The following is a 20853-nucleotide window of genomic DNA, read 5'->3' as shown; positions in this document are numbered from 1 at the left end:
CGGGATGACGGTTCGCGGTGGTATGACGTAGTAGCTATTTCTTGCAATCAAGTTTCGTTAAAAGTCAGATTGAATGGTTAAATCTTCCACCCAAATAACCACGCACTCTACTTGCTTGTTTGGATATATTTCTTGTACTAAGGTTTTATAGGTCAACATTTGCTTTTTTATTTCATTTAATGAGGAAACAGAAACGTTACGGTGTGACTTGTAGTCAATTATGATTGATTTATCTTGCGTTATGCATAGCCTATCTAGTCGTACTAATACTGACTTGCCATCAATTGTTCCACTCAGTGTAATCTCTGATTTGCCTTCCAAGTCAAACAAATAGCCATATTTTTCATTAAAGGCTAATATTTTACTGTAAATTTCATCCTTATCTTCGCTGATGTTATCAAGGTATTTTCTGACCCAATTTTTTCTCCTTTCTTTTTCTATCTTGGGCATATACTGCAATATGCTGTGAATAATCAGGCCTCTTGCATAACCATCTGTCATCCCAATGCTCCTTGTTGTCATTCCAGCACTCTCATCTGTCATTCCAATACCCCTATTTGTCATCCCAGTGCTTGACACTGGGATCCAGGCCTTTTTTTCTCCAGGTTCCAGCGTCACGCGCTGGAATGACGAAAGGGAGTGCTGAAATGATACCGAAGAGTGAGCTGACACTTGTTCTCCTTCTTTTTTACTGGATCCCAGTGTCAAGCACTGGGATGACAGGGGAGAGCGAGTAGCTGATGCTGGTTCTCCTTCTTTTTTACTGGATTCCAGTGTCAAGCACTGGAATGACATTGATAGGTTTGGTGGAAGGGAAATGACCGGAACGTCAAAGTAATCACGTTTTTTATAAATGTAAGGGTAGTTTGCATTCACGCATAATACTTCAACTTTTTCTTTAAATATTGGCCGTAAATCCCTTTGTTTCTTTTTATATGGTTCTCCGTACTTAGTGATTAGATCATACCAAGAGCCCTTTTGCACTGGCTCTTTACTTAAGATGTATAACTCATCTTCAGCACGTGTGAGTGCTACGTATAATAAACGCAAATATTCATTATAATCCTCTAGTTTTTTCTCTCTTTTTACTTGATCGCAATAAGCGTTGTTGTTTTTTCCACACCAAAATGGCACTTCTGTTCCATCAAAGATAATGCTTTCACTGTTTCTTGGCACTGTGTTTGTATCAACCAAAAATACTATGGGAGCTTGCAGACCTTTTGATTTATGAATTGTCATTATTCGCACAGCATTGCGTTCTGATTGCATATCATTCTTAATCTCCGGGTTATTCTCCTTGATCCACTGAACAAACGCTTGAAGAGATGGGTTTTCAAATTGCAACACGAGGTTCATAAATTCGTCTAGAACCTCAAAGCACTCAAGACCTAGCCTTGCAGCAAATTTCTTCTTACCTGTACGCAATATATGTGTAAATAGTGCAAGAGGAGACTCTGTGCGAGATAAGTTAATGAGATAGTTTAATTCACTGTAGATAACCACAGAATAATCGTGAATTCTTTCCCATAGTGAATGCTCTTTACGATCATATGCAATGTTAAATAAATCATCCTCGGTAAAATTGAATAACGGTGATTTTAAAGCATTTGCAAGAGCTAGATCATTTGCCTGGAGGAGTAAAAATTCGGCCAAAGCTATTAAGTCCTGCACGGCTATATAGTCCATAATTCTAAAATAATCTCGGCCTACAACTGGCACGTTTGCTTTTTTAAGTTCGCTTATTATGTAATCAACCAATACGTTTCGTTGTCGTACCAGAACCATAATGTCTCTTGGTTCTATATGGCGATCTTTAGCAACTAAAATCCGCCCTTCGTTTAACCAATTGTGAATTTTGTGGGCTATTGCCTGAGCAAGTAATCGATCTGCTATTGTATAACCTTCCTTACATATCAGAGGAATTTGTAAAGCTTGCTGTTCTTCCTCTTTACACTTTGGTAACGCTGGCCAAATTTCAATATATCCTTGATCATTTTCTCTATGTGGAACATGTTTTATTTCATTATCAACAAAAGATATTTCTGCGCGGAAGTTGTTAAATATTCTATCTACAAGCATCAAAACTTCTGGAGTTGAACGAAATGACTTTTCAAGTTGGCATGATATCCAATCTCTACCACCAGTTTTCGTATGAAAGTATTGTTGCATATAGTTGAATAGATGGGGATTTGCTCCTTGAAATCTGTATATGGATTGTTTTACGTCACCAACTACAAATAAGGTTCGCTTTTCATCATTACCGGCAAAAAATTCATCGCAGAGATTTGTTATAATTTTCCACTGGCTGATGCTATTGTCTTGTGCCTCGTCAACAAGGATGTGATCTATTTTTTGATCCAAGTTAAACAATATCCAATCTTTATAGTTTGGATTGCTAAGAAGATTTGTTGCTAAGTTGATTATATCATTGTAGTCAAGCAGTGCATTTTTTGATTTTTCACTATTATACAAATCAACATATACTTTAAATACACCAAGTAAGCTACTGGTTCTCTTGAATATTTGATAAGAGTTCATGTCTCTTATATGGGTAAATACTACATTCTGAACGCTCTCTATTATTTGCTCTGCATCTTTGAATTTCTCCAAAATACTTTTTGTTGCAATGGATGATATGCTCTTTTTTTCGTGCGATTCTGATTTGAGAAATACCTTGGCTAGGTTTTCTATTTTGGTGTCATTCCACTTTATTCCGGTGTCATCCGAGTAGCTGACACTGGTTCTTTTTTTCTGGATCCCAGCTGGGATGACAGTAGAATAAAGTATTTCACTATAACTCTGATCTCTTTTACTGCCTTCACTTAATATCTCGGCTAGTCTTCCCACGTGCTCAGTCGTTTCACTCTGTAAATCATGAATTCCATCTGGAGCATTGAGTTTTTCTTTGATGTATTCTGAATCATTTGCTGACATCGATCTTTTTACACATAAAGTATAAAGCAAATCGCGTAGTTTATTTTCATCAATTTCAGTTGCAATAAGGTTGATATCATCCTGCACAGTTTCGTTATGAAGCACTTTATTGAATATGATGGAATGTAATTCTTTACATTCACTCAGCGTGCAATTTGGAGCAATGCCAGCTTCTATAGGAAAGCTGGAGATTAATTTGTAACAGAAAGCGTGTATGGTTTGTATAGTTAGACCAAGATTTTCCAGTTCAGAGAAAAGCCTTCTTGCTCTTGTTAAGTGACGATCAAGTGCTTCATTTTTTCTGGATCCCTCCGTTATCCCAGCACTCTCCTTTGTCATCCCAGTGCTTGACACTGGGATCCATTCTTCCTTTTTTCTGGATTCCATCGTCAAGCACTGGAATGACACCGATTCCTCACTTAAATGCAAGAGGTCTAGTTGTTCCAGATCCATTATTAATTCACTCTCTGAGCATATTGCCCACTTACTGAGTATGCTGTGAATGCGATTCTCCATTTCGTTTGCTGCAGCATTGGTGAATGTTAAGCAAAGAATATTTCTTTTGTTTTCTAATAAAAGTCTCAATACTCTGTCTATTAAGATTTTTGTTTTGCCTGTACCAGCGGACGCATTTACCCACACAGAGAAATTAGGATTTATGGCATTTGATCTCATCAGAAGTGCGAGAACCTTATAGAAGTTGACTAAAATAGCATTATACATATAATGTAAAAATAGTGTTAGTGAAGATATATAATGAAAAGTTTTTGTGTAAAGGCGCCTGCAAAAATCAATCTTTTTTTGCATGTTGTAAATAAGAAGGAAACAGGATATCACTTGATTGAGGGTTTGTTTGTCTTTGCTAATCTCTCTAATTTTTTGGAAATAAAAGTAGGTGAGAAGGATTCTAGATACGATAACTCTACAGTTGAATTTATAAACTCCGAGTCTAGAATAAATAACCAGTATAACACTGTAATGAAAGCGGTTAATCTGCTGCTTAGGCATGCTCCTGTACGCACTAAAGTCACTGTAAAGGTTGTAAAAAACATACCAATTGCTGCAGGACTTGGTAGCGGATCCTCAGATGCTGGAGCTGTGGTACGTACGCTAGGGAAGCTGTGGGAGATTGATAGGACGATTTTAAATGAAATAGCCTTAAACGTTGGTGCTGATGTTCCCGCAAGCGTAGATAGCAAGCCAGTTTTTGTTAGAGGTATTGGCGAAGAATTATGCCACATTAAAAAATTCTCTTTATCTACAAATGTGGTGCTTGTGAAACCGAAAAAAAGGTTTTTGAGTACACCAGAGGTATTTTCCAAACATGAAGGAAAATTTTCTGAGCCAATTAAATGGAGCGATGACGCTGAAAAGGATTTGTTGAAGCTTCTTAAAGAGACGAGAAACGATCTTCAAGAAATAGCAATAAGCTTTGTACCTGAAATTAAGGATGTGATATCAACACTTGAGTCACAAGAAGGCTCTATACTTTCTCGCATGTCAGGCAGTGGTGTATCATGCTTTGGAATATTCGATAGTGAGGAAAATGCAAAAGCTGCTGCAGTTAATATCGGAAAAAAGCAACCAGAATGGTGGGTATGTGACACTCAATTAATAGTTTGACTTATGCCCTTAATTTCCGAGAATAAAAATCTTATAAATGGTTACAGGGAAGGAAAATTTTTGGTGAATAATAGAGAATATTGCGGCTCAATTATAATTTTTCCTGAAAAGGTGATTAAATTGAAAGAAAGTGATATAAATAGCAAGGAACATTTTAAATCTTTTTTAACAGAGGAAATAGAAATTTTGATAATAGGTACTGGTAAAACACGCAATATACTAAGTTCTTCAGTGAAGTCCTATCTTATGGAACAAAAAGGTTTAAATTTTGAATTTATGACAACAGGTTCTGCATGCAGAACCCATAATATTCTGATATCCGAAGATAGATTTGTTGTCAGTTATCTAATAGCCATATAGCATGTTTGAAATGTTTACCCAGGATTTTTTCATCAATAGTCTAGTTGCAGTAGTTGTAATTAGCCTAGTAACAGGCGCTTTAGGATCGTTTATGATATGGCAAAGGTTATCTTATCTTGGTGATAGTTTGTCCCATTCTTCGTTGCTTGGTGTTGCACTTGCTTTAATCTTTAAGATTAGCCCATCGCTTAGCATAATGCTCATTGCAATTACATTTGCTATACTACTTTCTCTTAATTTTAACAGATTATATTCTGCTGATACGATATTGAACATTGTTACCAATGTAGTTTTATCATCGAGTTTAATACTTATGTCTTTTCTTCCATCTGGCAATAATAGTATTATTAGCTCACTGTTTGGTGATATATTAACGCTCGATCAAAGTGATATAGTATTGATTTTTTTAACCTCTGCAGTAGTTACTTTGATATTAATATTTAGATGGCGTTATTGGTTAATGATTTCAATTAATCAAGATTTAGCAGTAGTTGAAAAAATTAATGTTACCTTTGTTAGACTAGAATTTTTAATCACTCTTGCTATATTTATAGCAATTGCTGCCCAATTAATAGGAATATTACTTATTGCTGCATTTTTGCTAATACCAGCAGCATCTGCAAGGCTCATTTCGAAAACTCCGATGCAGATGATTATTGTTGCAACAGTTTTTTCTGTGATCTCTGGGATATCAGGTCTCATGTTATCTGCAAGTTTTGATTTGTTAACTGGACCTGCAATTATACTTGTTGCAGCCGTATATTTAATTATCGCTTATTTTATAAGGCTAGTATTAAGCAGGTTGGCTTAATTTTAATCTCGAATGTTAATAATTTTGTAATATACTCATTATAAAACATCACTATCTTAGCACAAAATAGTTTTTGCTATACTATTATTTATATACTAATGATAAGTTGTTAATTTTATGGAGTAAGTAATATGAGCGAAGAAGGATTTTTTTCCAAATATATATCTCAACCTGTGAAAAAATTTTATAATTATATTACAGGAAAAACAGAAGAGTCGGATAATGTGCAGAGTACGGCAGATGATATTGTACAAGAAAGCTCAGAGTCTTTGGACACTCATGTACAATCAAATGAGAATGATATCATATAGGTGGCATGAGGGTTACACCATCCAAAGTTAAAAGATTCCTAGAGAAACCTGATGCTTTACGTGGTGTGTTAATTCATGGAAGTGATAACAGTAGGGTTGATTTTTATGTACAAGAAATAATTGCCAGTTTGGATGAGTATTCAGTTCAGGTGATGGATTTTGCAATAGTGAATAAGTCACCCGGTTTACTATTTTCTGAATTGGCAAACATTTCGATGTTTACCAGCAAAAAATTAATTAAACTGATAAATGTGAGTGGAGGTATATCCAAAGAGTTAAAAAACGTATTGGATTATAATGCAAGTGGTCATTATGTAATGATGACAGCAACTGATCTTCCACACAATTCTGCAACCAAAAGTTATATGGAGAGTTCAAAAATTTTTGGTGTGATTGCTTGCTATAAAGACAGCAACAGCAATCTTTATGATATTATATCAAGTTACTTAAAACAAAATGATATAAAATGCACAAATGAGATAATCTACCATTTGCAATCTTACTTTAATCATAGCAAGCTGCCTATATGTTCAGAACTTGAGAAGTTAGTTTTATACTTAGGGGAGAGAAAAGACCTAAAACTTACTGATATAGAATTATGCTTTTCAACTTCCGGCAACGACTATGCTACACTTGATGATCTATGCTCTGCCATAGCAAGTAAAGATATGTCGCGTTTCATTAGAATTTCTGATGCATTGATATCGCAAGAAAATTTTTCACCGATAGCACTAATTCGCATTATATCAAATTATTTCCTACGCCTTGAAACCGTTTTGCTGTCAGTGCAAGGTGGAATGAGTGAGCAGGCTGCGATTGATCAGCTAAGCCCTCCATTGTTTTTTAAACAATTGCAGAGTTTTAAATCTCATTTGAAAAGTTTGCAACTTTCAGAACTTAAGAAGATCTTGGAAAAATTGATAAGCTTAGAAGTTACCTGTAAAAAAACTGACTTGGATCATAAAATGATTTTTCAACAGGTGATTTGTCATATTACAAATACAGTTACTTGCTATAGCTAACAAAGATAAGGTGTAACCAGACTGCATTCTGTGATTTTAGCAAAACACGATCTTTCATTTGAGCTTTCTTCAATTTAAAATAAATACAGAAAATTGCTGCCTATAGCTAAAGTAACTTAGGTTCACCGACAATCGTCATCCCGCTACTTGTTAGCGGAATCTATGCCGAGATACCGCGAATGAATCGCGGTATGACGGTTCGTGGCGGTTATGACGTGTTAGCTATAGCTATCTTCAAAAATATGGTTGAATAATTGTTAATAATAGTGTATAATTATTAATATTTTTAAGCACTTTGGCTATGGCTCTTTCAAAATTTCTCGATCCTCGCAATGATTTGTGTTTCAAAAAAATCTTTGGAACGGAAAAAAATAAGAATATCCTTATTCACTTTTTGAACGATATTTTAGGGTTTACTGAGATAAATGCAATACAAGAAGTTGAATTCCTCAGTACTATTATGGATCCCGAAGTTGCCTCTGATAAACAGAGTATTGTTGATGTTCTCTGCAAGGATTCTATTGGTAATAGGTTTGTGATTGAGATGCAGCTTGCTCGTGATAAAGGTTTTGAGAAACGTGCCCAACTGTATGCTGCTAAGGCTTACTCAAGACAATTAGATAAATCTGGCAACTACATTGATTTAAAGAAAGTCTTCTTTATTGCTATTTCCAATTGTAACTTACTTCCTGAAGAAGTTGATTATATCTCTACTCATAATATACGTGATATAAAAACCAACGGCCATTACTTAAAAGATTTGCAATTTATCTTTATAGAATTGCCCAAATTTTCAAAAAGTAAAGTAGAGCAGCTAGAAAGTACAGTAGAAAGGTGGTGTTTCTTTTTTAAATACGCAGAAGAAACAACAGAAGAGGACTTAAAAGAGATAGCAGAAAAAGCACCAATAATAAAGCTAGCATATGATGAATTAGACAAGTTTCGTTGGAACGAAAAAGATTTAGTAGCTTACGAAGAAAGGATAATGGATCTACGCAAAAAAGAAGCCATTCTTGAATACAGACTTGATCTTGCTGAAGAGAAAGGTAGAGAGGAAGGTAGAAAAGAAAGGGAAATTGAAGTCACAAAAGCAATGCTGGCTAATAATGTTGATGTCAACACTATTGTCAAGTTTACTGGCCTTTCTATTAGTGAGATTGAAGAATTAAGTGGAAATCTGTGAACGGTTACACTTGGAAAACCTTTGTGGCATAATTTAAGTGGGCAGCGTAGTCTACGATTACCGCATAATTTACTATATAGATATTCCAGAACATACAGACTTCAATTGAACACAGAAAAGATTCTTATCAAAGTTAATTACCCTTATTATCAATAACTATTAGCTACAGACCAGTTCTTGTTAAGTTACAGTAAAGAAATGAGTCATATATAGCTAAACTGACTTACGACAATTTGAAAAACCATCATTCCGCTACGTGTTAGCGGGATCTATGCCGAGATACCGCTAATGAATCGTGGTATGACGTGTTAGCTATAGAATATAGATCAGAAGTGACAGAGCTTAAAAAAAGGCCTAACATTCTTAATAAACGTAAAAAGCTTTATGAAAATCAGAGTTGGAGTAATAGGCTGCTTAGGCAGGATGGGCAAGAAAATACTCAATGAATTAATTACAAATACCAAAGTGGAAATAGCAGGTGCTGTTGCCCGTTCAGGCAGTAAGTACATAGATTCAGATATTGGACCAATTATAGCCAATCTAGGAATTAAAGTTACAAGTTCTATTAGTGGCATATTTGAGTTATCCGACGTTGTAATAGATTTTACAACTAAAGAATGTATGTTAGACTGCCTTAAAGCAGCTGTAAAATTTAAAACACCGCTGGTTAGTGGCACAACTGGAATAGAAGATGTCGATTTGAAAGAATATGCTGCTGAAGTTCCAATATTATGGTCAGCAAATATGAGTGTTGGGGTTAATGTGTTGCTGAAATTGGTAAAAAAAGCTGCTGAGCTTTTAGGTAATGAATATGACGTTGAGATTTGGGAAATGCATCATAACTTAAAAAAGGATTCACCATCTGGAACAGCTATAGAACTTGGCAAAACAATTGCTAACGCTTCAAAAGTGGATTTTCAATCCAATCAATATTTACATAGTGGTTCAAACATAAGAAAAAAGGGGGGAATAGGTTTTGCGGTATCTCGTGGAGGTGGAGTAATAGGAGATCACAGCGTGATGTTTGTCAATTCTGATGAACGGATAGAACTAAACCACAAAGCAATTGATCGCACAACATTTGCTAGAGGAGCTGTTCAAGCAGCAGTATGGCTATACGAAAATAAAAGAGAAATTCCGGGGCTCTATTCAATGCAGGATGTGATATGAGCAATACACGTGCCTCTGTTAAAGATTTAAATCTCTGGTACGGCTCTAAGCAAGTTTTATTCGATATAAATTTGAATATTTATAAAAGAAAAGTTACTACTTTTATCGGACCATCCGGGTGCGGTAAATCAACATTTTTGCGTTGTTTTGATCGTATGAATGACTATGTACCTGGATGCAAAACTGTTGGTGAATTAGATATCGATGGGCTGGGTGATATATATTCACGCGATATGGATGTTGTGCTACTCAGAGCAAAAGTTGGCATGGTATTTCAAAAGCCAAATCCTTTTCCAAAATCAATATACGACAATGTTGCTTATGGACCAAAACTGCATGTTATGGCGAAGGATAAGCAAAAATTGAATGAGATGGTGGAAAATAGTTTAACCAAGGTTGGTTTATGGGAAGAATTGAAAGACAGATTGCAAGATAGTGCACTCAATTTATCCGGTGGCCAACAACAGAGGCTATGCATCGCTCGCGCAATTGCAGTGAAGCCAACTATTTTATTAATGGATGAACCGTGCTCTGCTCTTGATCCAATGGCAGCCAATGCAATCGAAAATCTTATACAAGAGCTGAAATTAAGATTTACTATAATTATGGTGACTCATTCAATGAAGCAAGCTAAAAAGTTATCTGATAGTGTAATTTTCTTTCATAATGGCAGAATTGTTGAGTCTGGAAGCACTCAAGAAATATTCGAAAATGCTCAATCTCCCTTAACAAAGGAGTATATCCTGGATCATTAAATTTCTGACCTTACCCAGAAAAAGTGGAGAGAAAGAAAAGAGTTTTTTTGGGTAAAATAAAATTTTGGAGGATTAGAAATGGTAAGAGAATATACAGCAGAATTCAAATTGGAAGCTGTTAAACTGGCAAATGAACAAAGAAAGGCAGGTCAAACAATTACAAAAATAGCAAAGGATTTAGGAATAAAGGGTGGTTTATTAGGAAAATGGATAAAGAAACACAACGAAAAAAAGTCGGCAGCAGATGCATTTCCAGGTAGAGATAACATGGCTCCTTACGACAAAGAGAGATTTGATTTACAGAAAGAGTTAGCAAAAGTAACAAGAGAAAGAGACATTTTAAAAAAAGCCCTGGCCAGTCAAAAAGAGTAAAATATTTTTTCATAAAAGAGCATAGTAAACACTATAAAGTGCAGGAATTATGTAGGGTTTTGAATGTATCTGCTAGTGGCTACTATAAGTGGACTACAAGGAAAATAAGCAGTAGAGAATCAGCAAATAAAGAGTTATTAGCAGATATTCAAAAAATATATCAAGCTTTTAAATGTAGATATGGAGCTCCTAAAATTCATGCTGAATTGAAGGCTTTGGGTAAAAGTTGCAATTTGAAAACGGTGCAAAGTATTATGCAGAAAAATGACATCAGGGCTATACTGAGAAGAAAGTTTAAAATTAAAAAACAACAAACAGATAATAGAGCTGTAGCTCCCAATATACTAGATCAAAACTTTATTGTTGATCAACCAAATAAAGTATGGGATTACTTACATCAAAACCAAGGAGGGATGGCTATATTTGGCAGCAATAATCGATCTATATTCACGCATGGTAGTTAATGAGCAGTTCATAAATAAACAATTGGTTATGGACTCTTTATTAATGGCTGTTAACAAGCGTAAACCTGCCAAAAATCTACTATTACATAGTGATCAAGGTTCACAATATACTTCGCAAGGTTATCAATATCTCTTATCCATAAAAAACATAGATGAGTCATAAAGGTTGTTGTTACGACAATTCTGTTGTGGAAAGCTTCTTTAGCTCATTGAAAAGAGAAATACTTATTGATACTTCACAACACTCTGCTCAACAAACTAGAACTGCAATATTTGAATACATAGAAATTTTTTATAACAAACAACGTCACTATTAACTATTGCATTCCAGAACAATTTGATGCATCATTCTTTTTGTAAAAAACATTCCAAACTTTCTCTCCACTTTTTCTGGGTAAGGTCACTTCTTTATTAACTGTACTTAATATTTCTGTATCCGTTCAGGAGAGTGGTTTAAGAAACAATAGATAGGAGATTTTGGAAAGGATTGAGACCTCTTTGTTTCCAAGTTAAGTATAATGAAATTATCCGCTCAAGGAATGTATTTCCCCGCTTTGATTGTGTAAAATATGAGTTTTTGCGATAAACGACATAATGCCGAATTTGCCGTTCAGCGTGGTTATTTGTCAGCGGAATATTTTCTGGGTCATCTAAAAATTTCCACATCATTCTTTCAGATCTCAGAACATTTTTTGCAACTCGAGAGGCTCCAATTGCTTCAGGTAAACGAGATATCTCCTTCAAGTAATACTTTGTACGTTTTCTTAATTTTCTGGCACGTCTGACAAACCTCAAAACATCTATCTCACTTTTTAGTAAAGCTTTTTTTAGTGCAAATAATTCAGTGGCCACGTTTCTCAAGTAACAACCCAGAACTTTAACTTCAATATTCCAACTATGTGCTAATCTTTCAAAATCTCTTGATAAATGTGCCCAACAGATTTGCCTGTTTTTATCGGCAAAATAATTGTATGCTGCATACCTGTCAGTTATTACCAAGCTATTGCGATTGCAGAATTTACTATTTTGTAAAACTTTCATTCCTCTTGACTCTGTAAATTTTACAAAACTTGCCGTATTGCTTGCAAACATCCAACACCAAGCGAGTTTACCTTTGTTATAATGGCTCGTTTCATCAATATGTAGAACTTTACTCCTACTTATCTCTTGTTCGATCTGCTCATACATTTTTTTGCATTTTGAAGCAACTCTATGTTCACTATTTGATATGCTACCGACGCTTATGTTCAAATTGAAGATATCATTTACGACACTCGCTATTTCGCGTTTTGAATTTTTGTAGAATCCGCTGAACGCTGCAATTATTGACTTAACCCTTGGACCAAATGTATCTGGCGTAACACCTTCTGGTAACTTGCTACTTCTTCTCTTTCCGCATCTCCGACAACGGCCATGTTCTAACTGATATTCCACTACATAAGGCTTGATTTCTGGAAGATCAACTTTCTGATGAATATATGGTTTTTCACATATTGCAATTTCTCCTCCGAATTCGCAAGTATTAGGCAACTCTATCTTTACTACTTTATCTGCATCCATGTTGGCGCGAAAACTTCCTTTATGACCAACCTGACCGCCAATATTCCTTTCGCTTTTCGGCTTATTCTTTTTTATTTTATACAACTCTTTGGAACTTGGTATTGATGAATTTTTTGAGCTTAAACCGAGTCTTTCTCTTAACTCAGCATTTTCTATCTTTAAAGCCTTATTTTCTGCTTTTAAACTTTCATTCTCTTTTTCCAATCTTTCTATTTTTGCTTCTAACCTTTCTATTTTTTGCTGTAAATTTTTGCAAAGTTCTAAAAGGTTTACCATATTATTTCACTTTTGCTCTATGATTATCTTTTTAGATCACCTTGTCTACCTTATTCTGCCACTCCGCTGAACGGATACAAGCAAAGAGTATTGAAAAAATGCAATCATAATCTTTTTCAAAAGTTACAAAGTTTAATTGCTACCTCTGCTGAACGGGTACCTTAAGCCTACAAATTTGAGCTTACCTATATCAATTTTTTGTACAAGATGAGTTAGTAACAACTTTATGTATAAAATTGAAGAAGAATAAAAATACAATAACGAGCATTAAATTAAATATTCCCACCTTTAAAAAACCCTCTTTATATATTTCTAAAGATTCTAAATAATTTATTTTACCGTTTACTGAAGGAACTGACATAAATTTTGATATTGCAACTCCGGCTAGGTTAGAAAATGCTAACGACATCGTTGTTATACCCATCACTACTCCTTTAAAATTTGGGGGAGCTAGTGCAGTTGATTGTTCTAAAACTAAGGGAGCAATGCATAATTCTCCCAGTCCCATAAAGGAGATAGCAATTATTAAATATAAGTATTCTACTTTACCTTCGCTGCTAGAGTTTAAACATCCTATGTACAGTGTGAAAAAACACATAGCCATTGTCAGAAGGCCAAGGGTAAACATGGAAGTTGCATATTTTTGCTTAAACTTCATGTATGTTCCAAAAAGAAAGCCAAGTATTATAATTGATAAAGGATTTATGGCTTGAGAAACTGAAGCTGGAATTGTTATACCTAATACATTGTTAATAACGTTTCTTTCGGTGAATAAGTTAACCAAAGAGCCAAGCTGCATTTCTAAAGCAAAAAAACACAAGAAAAATACCACAAGAATAGATAATGCCACTAATTTTCGTCTTTGTTCTGCTGATAATTTAGATATTATATAAATAAATATGCCTAGAGCTGTTATTCCAACAAATATGAGCATATTAGTAAAAAATTCACTATGTATAAGCATTTTAGCAATTATTGATGATGACAGAAAGCTTCCTATCAATACTATACCAAAGATTTTAATCCCTAATATGCGCTTATTCATAAGCTCTGGATAAGGAGAAAGGCCGCTATCTCCTAAAAGACTCTGAAATTTGAGAAAAAAGATTAGCCCTATAGACATCCCAATGCCAGCTAAACCAAAGCCGTAGTGCCAACCAAATAAGTGGGCTACATAACCACATGAAATAGAAGCCAATATTGCTCCAAGGTTTATACCTACATAAAATAAAGTAAAGCCTCTGCTACGTTCAGGATCGTCTTTGCCATAGCATGAACCAAGTAAGTTAGTTACGTTTCCTTTAAACATACCAGTACCTACGGCTATTAGAGATAAACCTAAATATAATAAACCTGGTTCAAACTCAACCAATGACATGCAGGCATGACCTGCTATCATCACTATCCCTCCAAGCAATACCATGTTGCGGAATCCCATCAACTTATCAGCTAAAAAACCTCCAAGTATTGGTATAGCATAACCTGTTGCAGCAAATAATGAGTAAATAGTAAAGGCCCTCTCATCAGTGAAACCTAAGTGAGAAGTCAAAAATAGGACCAAAAGTGCCCTCATTCCATAGTAAGAGAAACGTTCCCACATTTCAACAAAGCACAACATTTTTAAAAATTGTGGAAACTTATCTGTCTTCTGATCCATAAAATACCCCTAAAGCTTGGGTTAATGTTAAGTAAAACAATAAAAACTGCAAGTAAAACTTAAAAAAAGGTATTGGAAACTCGGCAGAATAGTTTGTTGGGGTGTGAGCTACGGAAATATTTTTGAATTTGTAATTTTTCAGAAAGCCCTATATTCTTTAGTTTTACATAGCGAACATGAAGTCAAAGCATTATCCTGATACAGTAAGTAGTCCTGATTTTTCATCGTTAGAAAAGGAAATCATAAAATTTTGGCAGGAAAACAAAGTTTTTGAGCGGTCAGTTGAAGAACGTTCCAAGGATAATTGTTTTGTCTTTTACGATGGGCCTCCGTTTGCAAATGGACTTCCGCATTATGGACATTTACTCACTGGTTTCATCAAAGACGCATTTGCAAGATATCAAACTATGCTTCAAAAAAGGGTTGAACGTAGATTTGGCTGGGATTGCCATGGATTGCCGGCTGAGATGGGTGCAGAAAAAGAACTTGGAATATCTGGTAGAACTGAGATAGAGAAGTTTGGTATAGATAAATTTAACGATCATTGCCGTACTTCTGTGATGAAATTTTCATCAGAGTGGGAAAAATATGTCAATAGACAAGCAAGATGGGTAGATTTTCACAATGACTATAAGACCATGGATAAATCATTCATGGAGTCGGTCATGTGGGCATTCAAGCAGCTTTATGATAAGGGTCTAGTGTATGAATCAGTGCGCGTTGTTCCATATAGCTGGGCGTGCGAAACTCCATTGTCTAATTTTGAAACAAGACTAGATAACGCGTATAGAGAAAAGACTAGCAAAGCTGTAACTGTTGCATTTGAGCTTTTAGAAAACCCACAGCAGTTTAAAAGTGTTAAACGAAAGTGTAAATTACTTGCTTGGACTACAACTCCCTGGACGTTGCCGAGCAACTTGGCTTTAGCAATAGGAAAAGATATTAAGTATTGTGCAGTGTCAGTCCACCCTTTGATGTCATTCCAGCGCGTGACGCTGGAATCTATTTCTGGATCCCAGTGTCGAAGCACTGGGATGACAGGGGAGGGGGCTACTGGGATGACAGGGGATAATGCAAAAGATCTAGTTAACGATGAAGTTTACATCTTCGCTGAAAGTTATTTAGGGAAATTTGTCAGCCACTGTGAACAAAGCAATATTCCATATGAAAACTGCAATATAAAATTTAAAGCAGATGATCTTGTAGATCTTTCCTATAAGCCGCTGTTTGATTACTTTAAAGATACAAAGAATGCATTCCGTGTTTTTGTTGCTGATTATGTTACAGGAGAAGATGGTACTGGCGTTGTACACACTGCTCCTGGATTTGGTGAGGAAGATTTTTACCTTTGCCAAAGTCATGATATTCCAGTTATTTGTCCAATTGATAACAGTGGAAAATTTACTGCTGAAATTTCAGATTTGGCAGGGGTTCATGTTTTTGATACCAATGATACAGTAATAAAAAAATTAAAAGAGCAAGGGAATTGGTTTAAAACTGAACAATATATTCACAATTATCCACACTGCTGGAGAACTGACACTCCTTTGATCTATCGCACTATGCCTTCTTGGTATGTTGCTGTTACAAAATTCAAAAGCAGAATGGTAGAGCTAAATAAGAGAGTTAATTGGATACCAAACCACATTAGAGATGGTCAATTTGGAAAATGGCTTGAAGGGGCACACGACTGGTCAATTTCACGCAATCGATTCTGGGGTACGCCAATCCCTGTATGGAAATCAGATGATGCGAGATATCCAAGAGTAGATGTATATGGTTCAATAGAAGAACTGGAGAGAGATTTTAATGTTAAAATAGACGACTTGCACAGACCATTTATCGATACTTTAACAAGACCAAATCCTGATGATCCAACAGGAAAATCAGTTATGCGCCGTGTACCTGACGTGTTTGACTGCTGGTTTGAATCTGGCTCGATGCCATTTGCGCAAATCCACTATCCGTTTGAAAATAAGGAGTGGTTTGAATCTGCGGATTTTATCACTGAATACATAGCGCAAACCAGGGGGTGGTTTTATACGCTCTTTGTATTGTCCACTGCTTTGTTTGATAGGGAACCATTTAAGAACTGCATATGCCACGGTGTTGTTTTGGATGTAAAAGGGCAAAAGTTGTCCAAACGTTTGAATAACTATGCAGATCCAATGGAGGTTTTTGATAGATATGGTTCTGATGCACTGCGTTTTCTTATGCTTTCTGGATCTATTGTTTGTGGCGGTAATTTGCTGCTTGATAAAGAGGGAAACTCAATACGAGATGTTCTGAAAAACGTAATAAAACCTATTTGGAACAGTTATCACTTTTTTACTATGTATGCAAATGCAGATGGAATTAAAGCTGAAGTTTGTAAGGATTATCAAAGTACTATTGATCACTACATGATTTCCAAATGTTTTGAAGCTATAGAAAGTATCCAAGCTTCTATGAATAGCTATAACTCCCAAGAGGCTTGCAAAATTTTAATGAACTTTTTTGAAGTGCTAAATAATTGGTATATTCGTCGCAGTCGCGAGCGTTTTTGGAAAAGTGATTTGGATCAGGATAAAACTGATGCTTATAATGTTCTATATACGGTTTTTTATTACATACTAAGAGCTGCAGCTCCTTTGTTGCCACTTATAACAGAGAATATATGGCAAGGGCTTAAGTATGAAGAAACATCTGTTCATTTGGCTAATTTTCCACAATTAGAGAAGTTTGATAGTCAGCTCATTGCCAAGATGGATCTAGTGAGAGAGGTGTGCAACTCTGCACTTTCGATCAGAAACACTTTTAATATACGTATCAGACAGCCGCTTGGCAGTATGATCATTTATCATCAGTCTTCCTGTAGTTTTCTTGAAGGTGAACCGCTTTCTGTCATCCCAGAGTTCTCTCCTGTTATCCAAGTAGCTGACACTGGGATCCAGTGTGCTGCAGATTCAAATGAGTACCAGGAGATGATAAAAGATGAGGTAAATGTAAAAAAGCTAGAGTTAGTAAACAGGCTCGAAGGTATTGCATCGCTAGAGTTAAAATTAAATTTTCCTGTGCTTGGAAGAAGAGTTCCAGATAAAATTAAGAAACTAGTTCAATATGTCAAAGAGGGGAAATGGTGGCAAGTTGAAAATGAGCAAATATTCCTCGGAGATGAAACAGAGAACTATACTATAAAAAAAGGCGAATATGAACTATTGTTAAAAGCAAACAGTGAATTTTCCTCCGTGTTTGATAATAACAGAGGAATTGTGATTCTGAACACCACTTTAAATGATGAATTAATTCTAGAGGGGCTTGCAAGAGATGTCGTGAGACTTATTCAGGAAACTAGGAAACAAGCTGATTTTCATATATCTGATCGAATTAAGGTGATCATAAAAACAAAAGATGAGAAAATTAGGAAAGCGACAAGTAAATGGAGTGAATACATAAAAGAGCAGACTCTTTCCTTATCTTTAGAAATTAATACAGAAATTGGAACTAACTTTTATTCTAAGGAATATCAGGATTTAAGTGTTGGTGTTAAGTTAGATTGTCAGTAGTTGAAAATCGTCAGTGTTTGTGCTATACTTAAGGTAATTGGATAAGGTTATGGTATGAATGCTGTTGTAGATTGTAAGAAAGTTGTTGACTTAAATAACAATAGTGATGATTTAGGTAAAGTAGAATCTATTTCCAATGTTACTTTGGAAGAGGAAGAGTCTTTTGATGCTATGGAAGCTGTTTCTAATGTAGAAGAAGGGAATGATTTAGGTCTTGCTACTTCAGAAGAGGAAGAAGAATTTTTTGATGCTGTGGAAGAACAAGAGCCGTTAGCTAATTTTAACGTTCCACTCAGTATATTTCATTATAAAGATTATAACTCTGATTTTTTTACTTCTTGGTATAATATATCAAGTAGAATATTTAAAGAGGTAAATCGAGCTTGCCCGGAGAAGAAAGTATTAAATTTAGCTCTATCAGTTTTAATGTTTCCTTATATAGTTTTCACTGCGTTAGGATTAGCCGTATATAATAAATTAAAAACAAATGATAAGACACAAATCAGTTCAGAGGAGAATAAAACAAAAAAAAGTGAGGTAAGTGAAAGTACAGCAAAAAGACTGGCATATGGTGTTCTTGCTGCAATAGTGATTCTTGTTAATATAGCTATGCTTGCAGCATTACTTATTCCTGCAACAATTGCTTTGGCTACTTTTTATCTTTTAAATAGAGATTTATCTCACTCTTTAGTTACTGCTCTTAAAATAAGTATGGGGCGGTATTCTAATAAGCATCAAAATATTGAGGTGTCTTTTCATGAAAAGGAAGTTACTGGACCAAATATTGCGTGGGATATGGAAATAGAATTTCCACCGCAATTTAAACGATTGCTTAGAGATTTGTATGAAAATGAAAATAACAAGTGGTTTGATGTGACGCGGGATTCAGAGCATAGCATCGTACTGAAATTGTCAACTAACATCAATTTAAAAAATGGTCTTAAGCCCTTACGCAATGAAATCAAGGATGTGCTTGCAACTTCTATTCAAGAATTTGCGAAGACTATGGAAGAACTGATAAAGCTAGAAAAGAAAGAGATTACATATGATAAATTGAAGGAATTGTTGGACGAATTCAGGTTAAAAGTGGTAAGTAGCATAGATTTTAAGTTGACAACTCACTTAATATACAACGCCTATCAAGTTGCCTTTATACAAGCAGTTAGGTTTCAGCTGGATAGACGGAAAGAAGGTTTTTCACTGGAAGATGAGATAAAAAATTCTTTAGTGAGACAGGAATTAGAGAGTCAAGGTAAGGAATTACCAGGTGAGAAAGAAGTGATAATAAGAGATCTGAAAAAAGCAGGAGCAAAAGTACCGGATGTTTTAGATGATAGTGAGCTTCCTATATTTAAAGCAGAATGGAAGCGGCTTAAAGAAGAAGGGAAGATAGCTAAGAGAACAATTATTGATGTTTATAAATATATACATAGTAGAGAAACAGAGACAGCTCTAGGTAATGCTAAAGAAGAGATTAATCTTTTAAAAAAAGAAGGACAAAAAAGATATATTAGGATACATGAAAAATTGAAAGAAATATATGGAGATGTAAAAAAGAATAATTTAGCAGGTGATGTTTTAAGAAGAAGGTTAGAAGGTCTTTTTAAGTTCGAGTATGATGATCAAGAAGTTGAGCAAAGGCTAGTAAAATCAGTAATGAAAAAAGCCAAGGGTGAGTTAGGCCTATTAGGCATGCTCAGCTTAATAGACCAGTTTCGGGATTTAGAAAAGGAGATAAAAGGTTCTTTGAGTGAGAATTTAAAAGAAGCTTCAGATAAAGTAAATGCTTTTGTAGCAAAGATATATTTAGAAATAACGAAATGCAAAAAACAAAATGTACTCAAAGGCCAAGCAAAGGGTATAGAGGATTCATGTAAGCTGTTAGAGGAAAAGGAGCCGGATTTAGTACAGAGGATTAATGCGCACCGAGCGGAAATTGCAGAATGCTTAGAGCAACCTATATCGTTAAGGAAAGTAATAGAAGAAAATGAGGATTTAAACAAATATTTAGAAGGTGAGCGAAATAGGAAAGGAGAACAGCATCCAAGTACAAAATTAATAGAGAAGCATTTGAAAAATAACCAAGAAATTCTCAAAGCATTAAAACAGTTAGAATTAGAAGAAAAAGGATTGTTGATAAATGAAGAAACAAAAAATGATTATATAGAAGAACTAGAATCTCGCGAAAAAATAAAGTTTGCAATAATAGAGGATGATTTACTGAAGGAGTTCGAGCGTGAAACTTTTAACGAAGAAGCAGTTAAGAAGTTGTTAGAGGAAGCGGAACTTGAATACTATTTGGCAGAAAAATGCATAAAAAGTCCTGTGATAAAAACAAAAAATAATATCAAGCACTTTTATCAAGGTTTATTGTCTCCTTTGATAGATAATTTGACAAAAGATATAATAAATAATATACCAGGAAATAGTGAAGGTTGTATACAGAAAGTTAAGAACTGGGGTAAAGTTATGTTTGGTGCAATAAAGATTGGAGCATCAAATGTTTATAAAGAGACTACAGAGAGAAAAGCGTTAAATGTGGCACATAATACTTATAAAGAAGGAGAGACATTTCTTCAATGTTTTCAGTCAGATTATGAAGGTATTGGAGCCTTTTTAGGTAATTTATTTTCTGATGATGGGGTAACATTTAAAAATGATGTGTGGCCTAAAATAGAAGAGCATTTGCATGGAATGTGGGATAGATTTTTCAAGGATATTGAATTCAATATTGGAAATAAATTGGATGAAGTAAGTGTGACACAGCAACGGCAGGAAACTATGATTGTGACTCAACGATAAGTTCTGTA

General features: G+C 35.1%; 17 protein-coding genes. 14 read left to right on the top strand and 3 right to left on the bottom strand.

Annotated features, from left to right (window positions below; all coding sequences use genetic code 11):
- Positions 1-57 precede the first annotated feature (57 nt).
- Entirely contained in the window at positions 58-3609 is a 3552-nt protein-coding gene (locus tag AAGD74_RS02965; protein ID WP_341810736.1) for a UvrD-helicase domain-containing protein, read from the bottom strand.
- Between the two features lie 81 nt (positions 3610-3690).
- Between AAGD74_RS02965 and AAGD74_RS02960 the strand changes: the two genes are divergently transcribed.
- From AAGD74_RS02960 to AAGD74_RS02905, 12 genes are all read left to right on the top strand, one after another.
- Complete coding sequence (locus AAGD74_RS02960) at positions 3691-4557, top strand: 4-(cytidine 5'-diphospho)-2-C-methyl-D-erythritol kinase (protein WP_077188591.1); 867 nt, start codon at positions 3691-3693, stop codon at positions 4555-4557.
- Between the two features lie 3 nt (positions 4558-4560).
- A complete protein-coding gene (locus AAGD74_RS02955) occupies positions 4561-4917 on the top strand; it encodes an Mth938-like domain-containing protein (RefSeq protein WP_006279996.1) in 357 nt (118 codons plus the stop codon).
- A 1-nt stretch (position 4918) separates the two neighbouring features.
- Complete coding sequence (locus AAGD74_RS02950; RefSeq protein WP_049973644.1) at positions 4919-5728, top strand: metal ABC transporter permease; 810 nt, start codon at positions 4919-4921, stop codon at positions 5726-5728.
- A 131-nt stretch (positions 5729-5859) separates the two neighbouring features.
- Complete coding sequence (locus AAGD74_RS02945; protein ID WP_007548716.1) at positions 5860-6039, top strand: hypothetical protein; 180 nt, start codon at positions 5860-5862, stop codon at positions 6037-6039.
- 5 nt (positions 6040-6044) lie between these two features.
- Positions 6045-7061, top strand: coding sequence for a DNA polymerase III subunit delta (holA, locus tag AAGD74_RS02940; protein ID WP_006279994.1), 1017 nt, complete (start codon positions 6045-6047; stop codon positions 7059-7061).
- A 301-nt stretch (positions 7062-7362) separates the two neighbouring features.
- Complete coding sequence (locus AAGD74_RS02935; protein ID WP_338482322.1) at positions 7363-8244, top strand: Rpn family recombination-promoting nuclease/putative transposase; 882 nt, start codon at positions 7363-7365, stop codon at positions 8242-8244.
- A gap of 384 nt (positions 8245-8628) precedes the next feature.
- Positions 8629-9414, top strand: coding sequence for a 4-hydroxy-tetrahydrodipicolinate reductase (gene dapB / locus AAGD74_RS02930; protein ID WP_341810735.1), 786 nt, complete (start codon positions 8629-8631; stop codon positions 9412-9414).
- The gene (gene pstB / locus AAGD74_RS02925) at positions 9411-10169 is read left to right on the top strand and encodes a phosphate ABC transporter ATP-binding protein PstB (protein WP_341810734.1); all 759 of its coding nucleotides are present in this window, start codon (positions 9411-9413) and stop codon (positions 10167-10169) included. The genes dapB and pstB overlap by 4 nt, the downstream gene beginning before the upstream one ends.
- A 78-nt stretch (positions 10170-10247) precedes the next feature.
- Positions 10248-10541, top strand: coding sequence for a transposase (locus AAGD74_RS02920; protein ID WP_236514861.1), 294 nt, complete (start codon positions 10248-10250; stop codon positions 10539-10541).
- 59 nt (positions 10542-10600) lie between these two features.
- Complete coding sequence (locus AAGD74_RS02915; protein WP_338482321.1) at positions 10601-11005, top strand: IS3 family transposase; 405 nt, start codon at positions 10601-10603, stop codon at positions 11003-11005.
- A complete protein-coding gene (locus tag AAGD74_RS02910) occupies positions 10902-11168 on the top strand; it encodes a DDE-type integrase/transposase/recombinase (RefSeq protein ID WP_338976631.1) in 267 nt (88 codons plus the stop codon). Before AAGD74_RS02915 ends, AAGD74_RS02910 begins: the two co-directional genes overlap by 104 nt.
- Positions 11158-11322 (top strand): IS3 family transposase, encoded by a 165-nt coding sequence (locus AAGD74_RS02905; RefSeq protein WP_080717614.1) that lies wholly within the window; start codon positions 11158-11160, stop codon positions 11320-11322. Before AAGD74_RS02910 ends, AAGD74_RS02905 begins: the two co-directional genes overlap by 11 nt.
- Before the next feature lie 136 nt (positions 11323-11458).
- Here AAGD74_RS02905 and AAGD74_RS02900 read toward each other — a convergent pair whose 3' ends face one another.
- A complete protein-coding gene (locus tag AAGD74_RS02900) occupies positions 11459-12841 on the bottom strand; it encodes an IS66-like element ISWen3 family transposase (protein WP_341810574.1) in 1383 nt (460 codons plus the stop codon).
- 190 nt (positions 12842-13031) lie between these two features.
- On the bottom strand, positions 13032-14498 hold the full coding sequence (locus AAGD74_RS02895; RefSeq protein WP_338976521.1) for an oligopeptide:H+ symporter: 1467 nt from the start codon (positions 14496-14498) through the stop codon (positions 13032-13034).
- A 176-nt stretch (positions 14499-14674) separates the two neighbouring features.
- Between AAGD74_RS02895 and AAGD74_RS02890 the strand changes: the two genes are divergently transcribed.
- Positions 14675-18043, top strand: a complete 3369-nt coding sequence (locus AAGD74_RS02890) for a class I tRNA ligase family protein (RefSeq protein ID WP_338976523.1) — start codon at positions 14675-14677, stop codon at positions 18041-18043.
- A gap of 54 nt (positions 18044-18097) precedes the next feature.
- Positions 18098-20845, top strand: coding sequence for a hypothetical protein (locus AAGD74_RS02885; RefSeq protein WP_341810733.1), 2748 nt, complete (start codon positions 18098-18100; stop codon positions 20843-20845).
- Positions 20846-20853: the final 8 nt, after the last annotated feature.

It is taken from the genome of Wolbachia endosymbiont (group A) of Campoletis raptor (genome assembly GCF_964026755.1).
Lineage (GTDB): Bacteria > Pseudomonadota > Alphaproteobacteria > Rickettsiales > Anaplasmataceae > Wolbachia > Wolbachia pipientis.
Note: the sequence above shows the minus strand (reverse complement) of the source record. Positions and strands in the feature narration are given on the sequence as shown.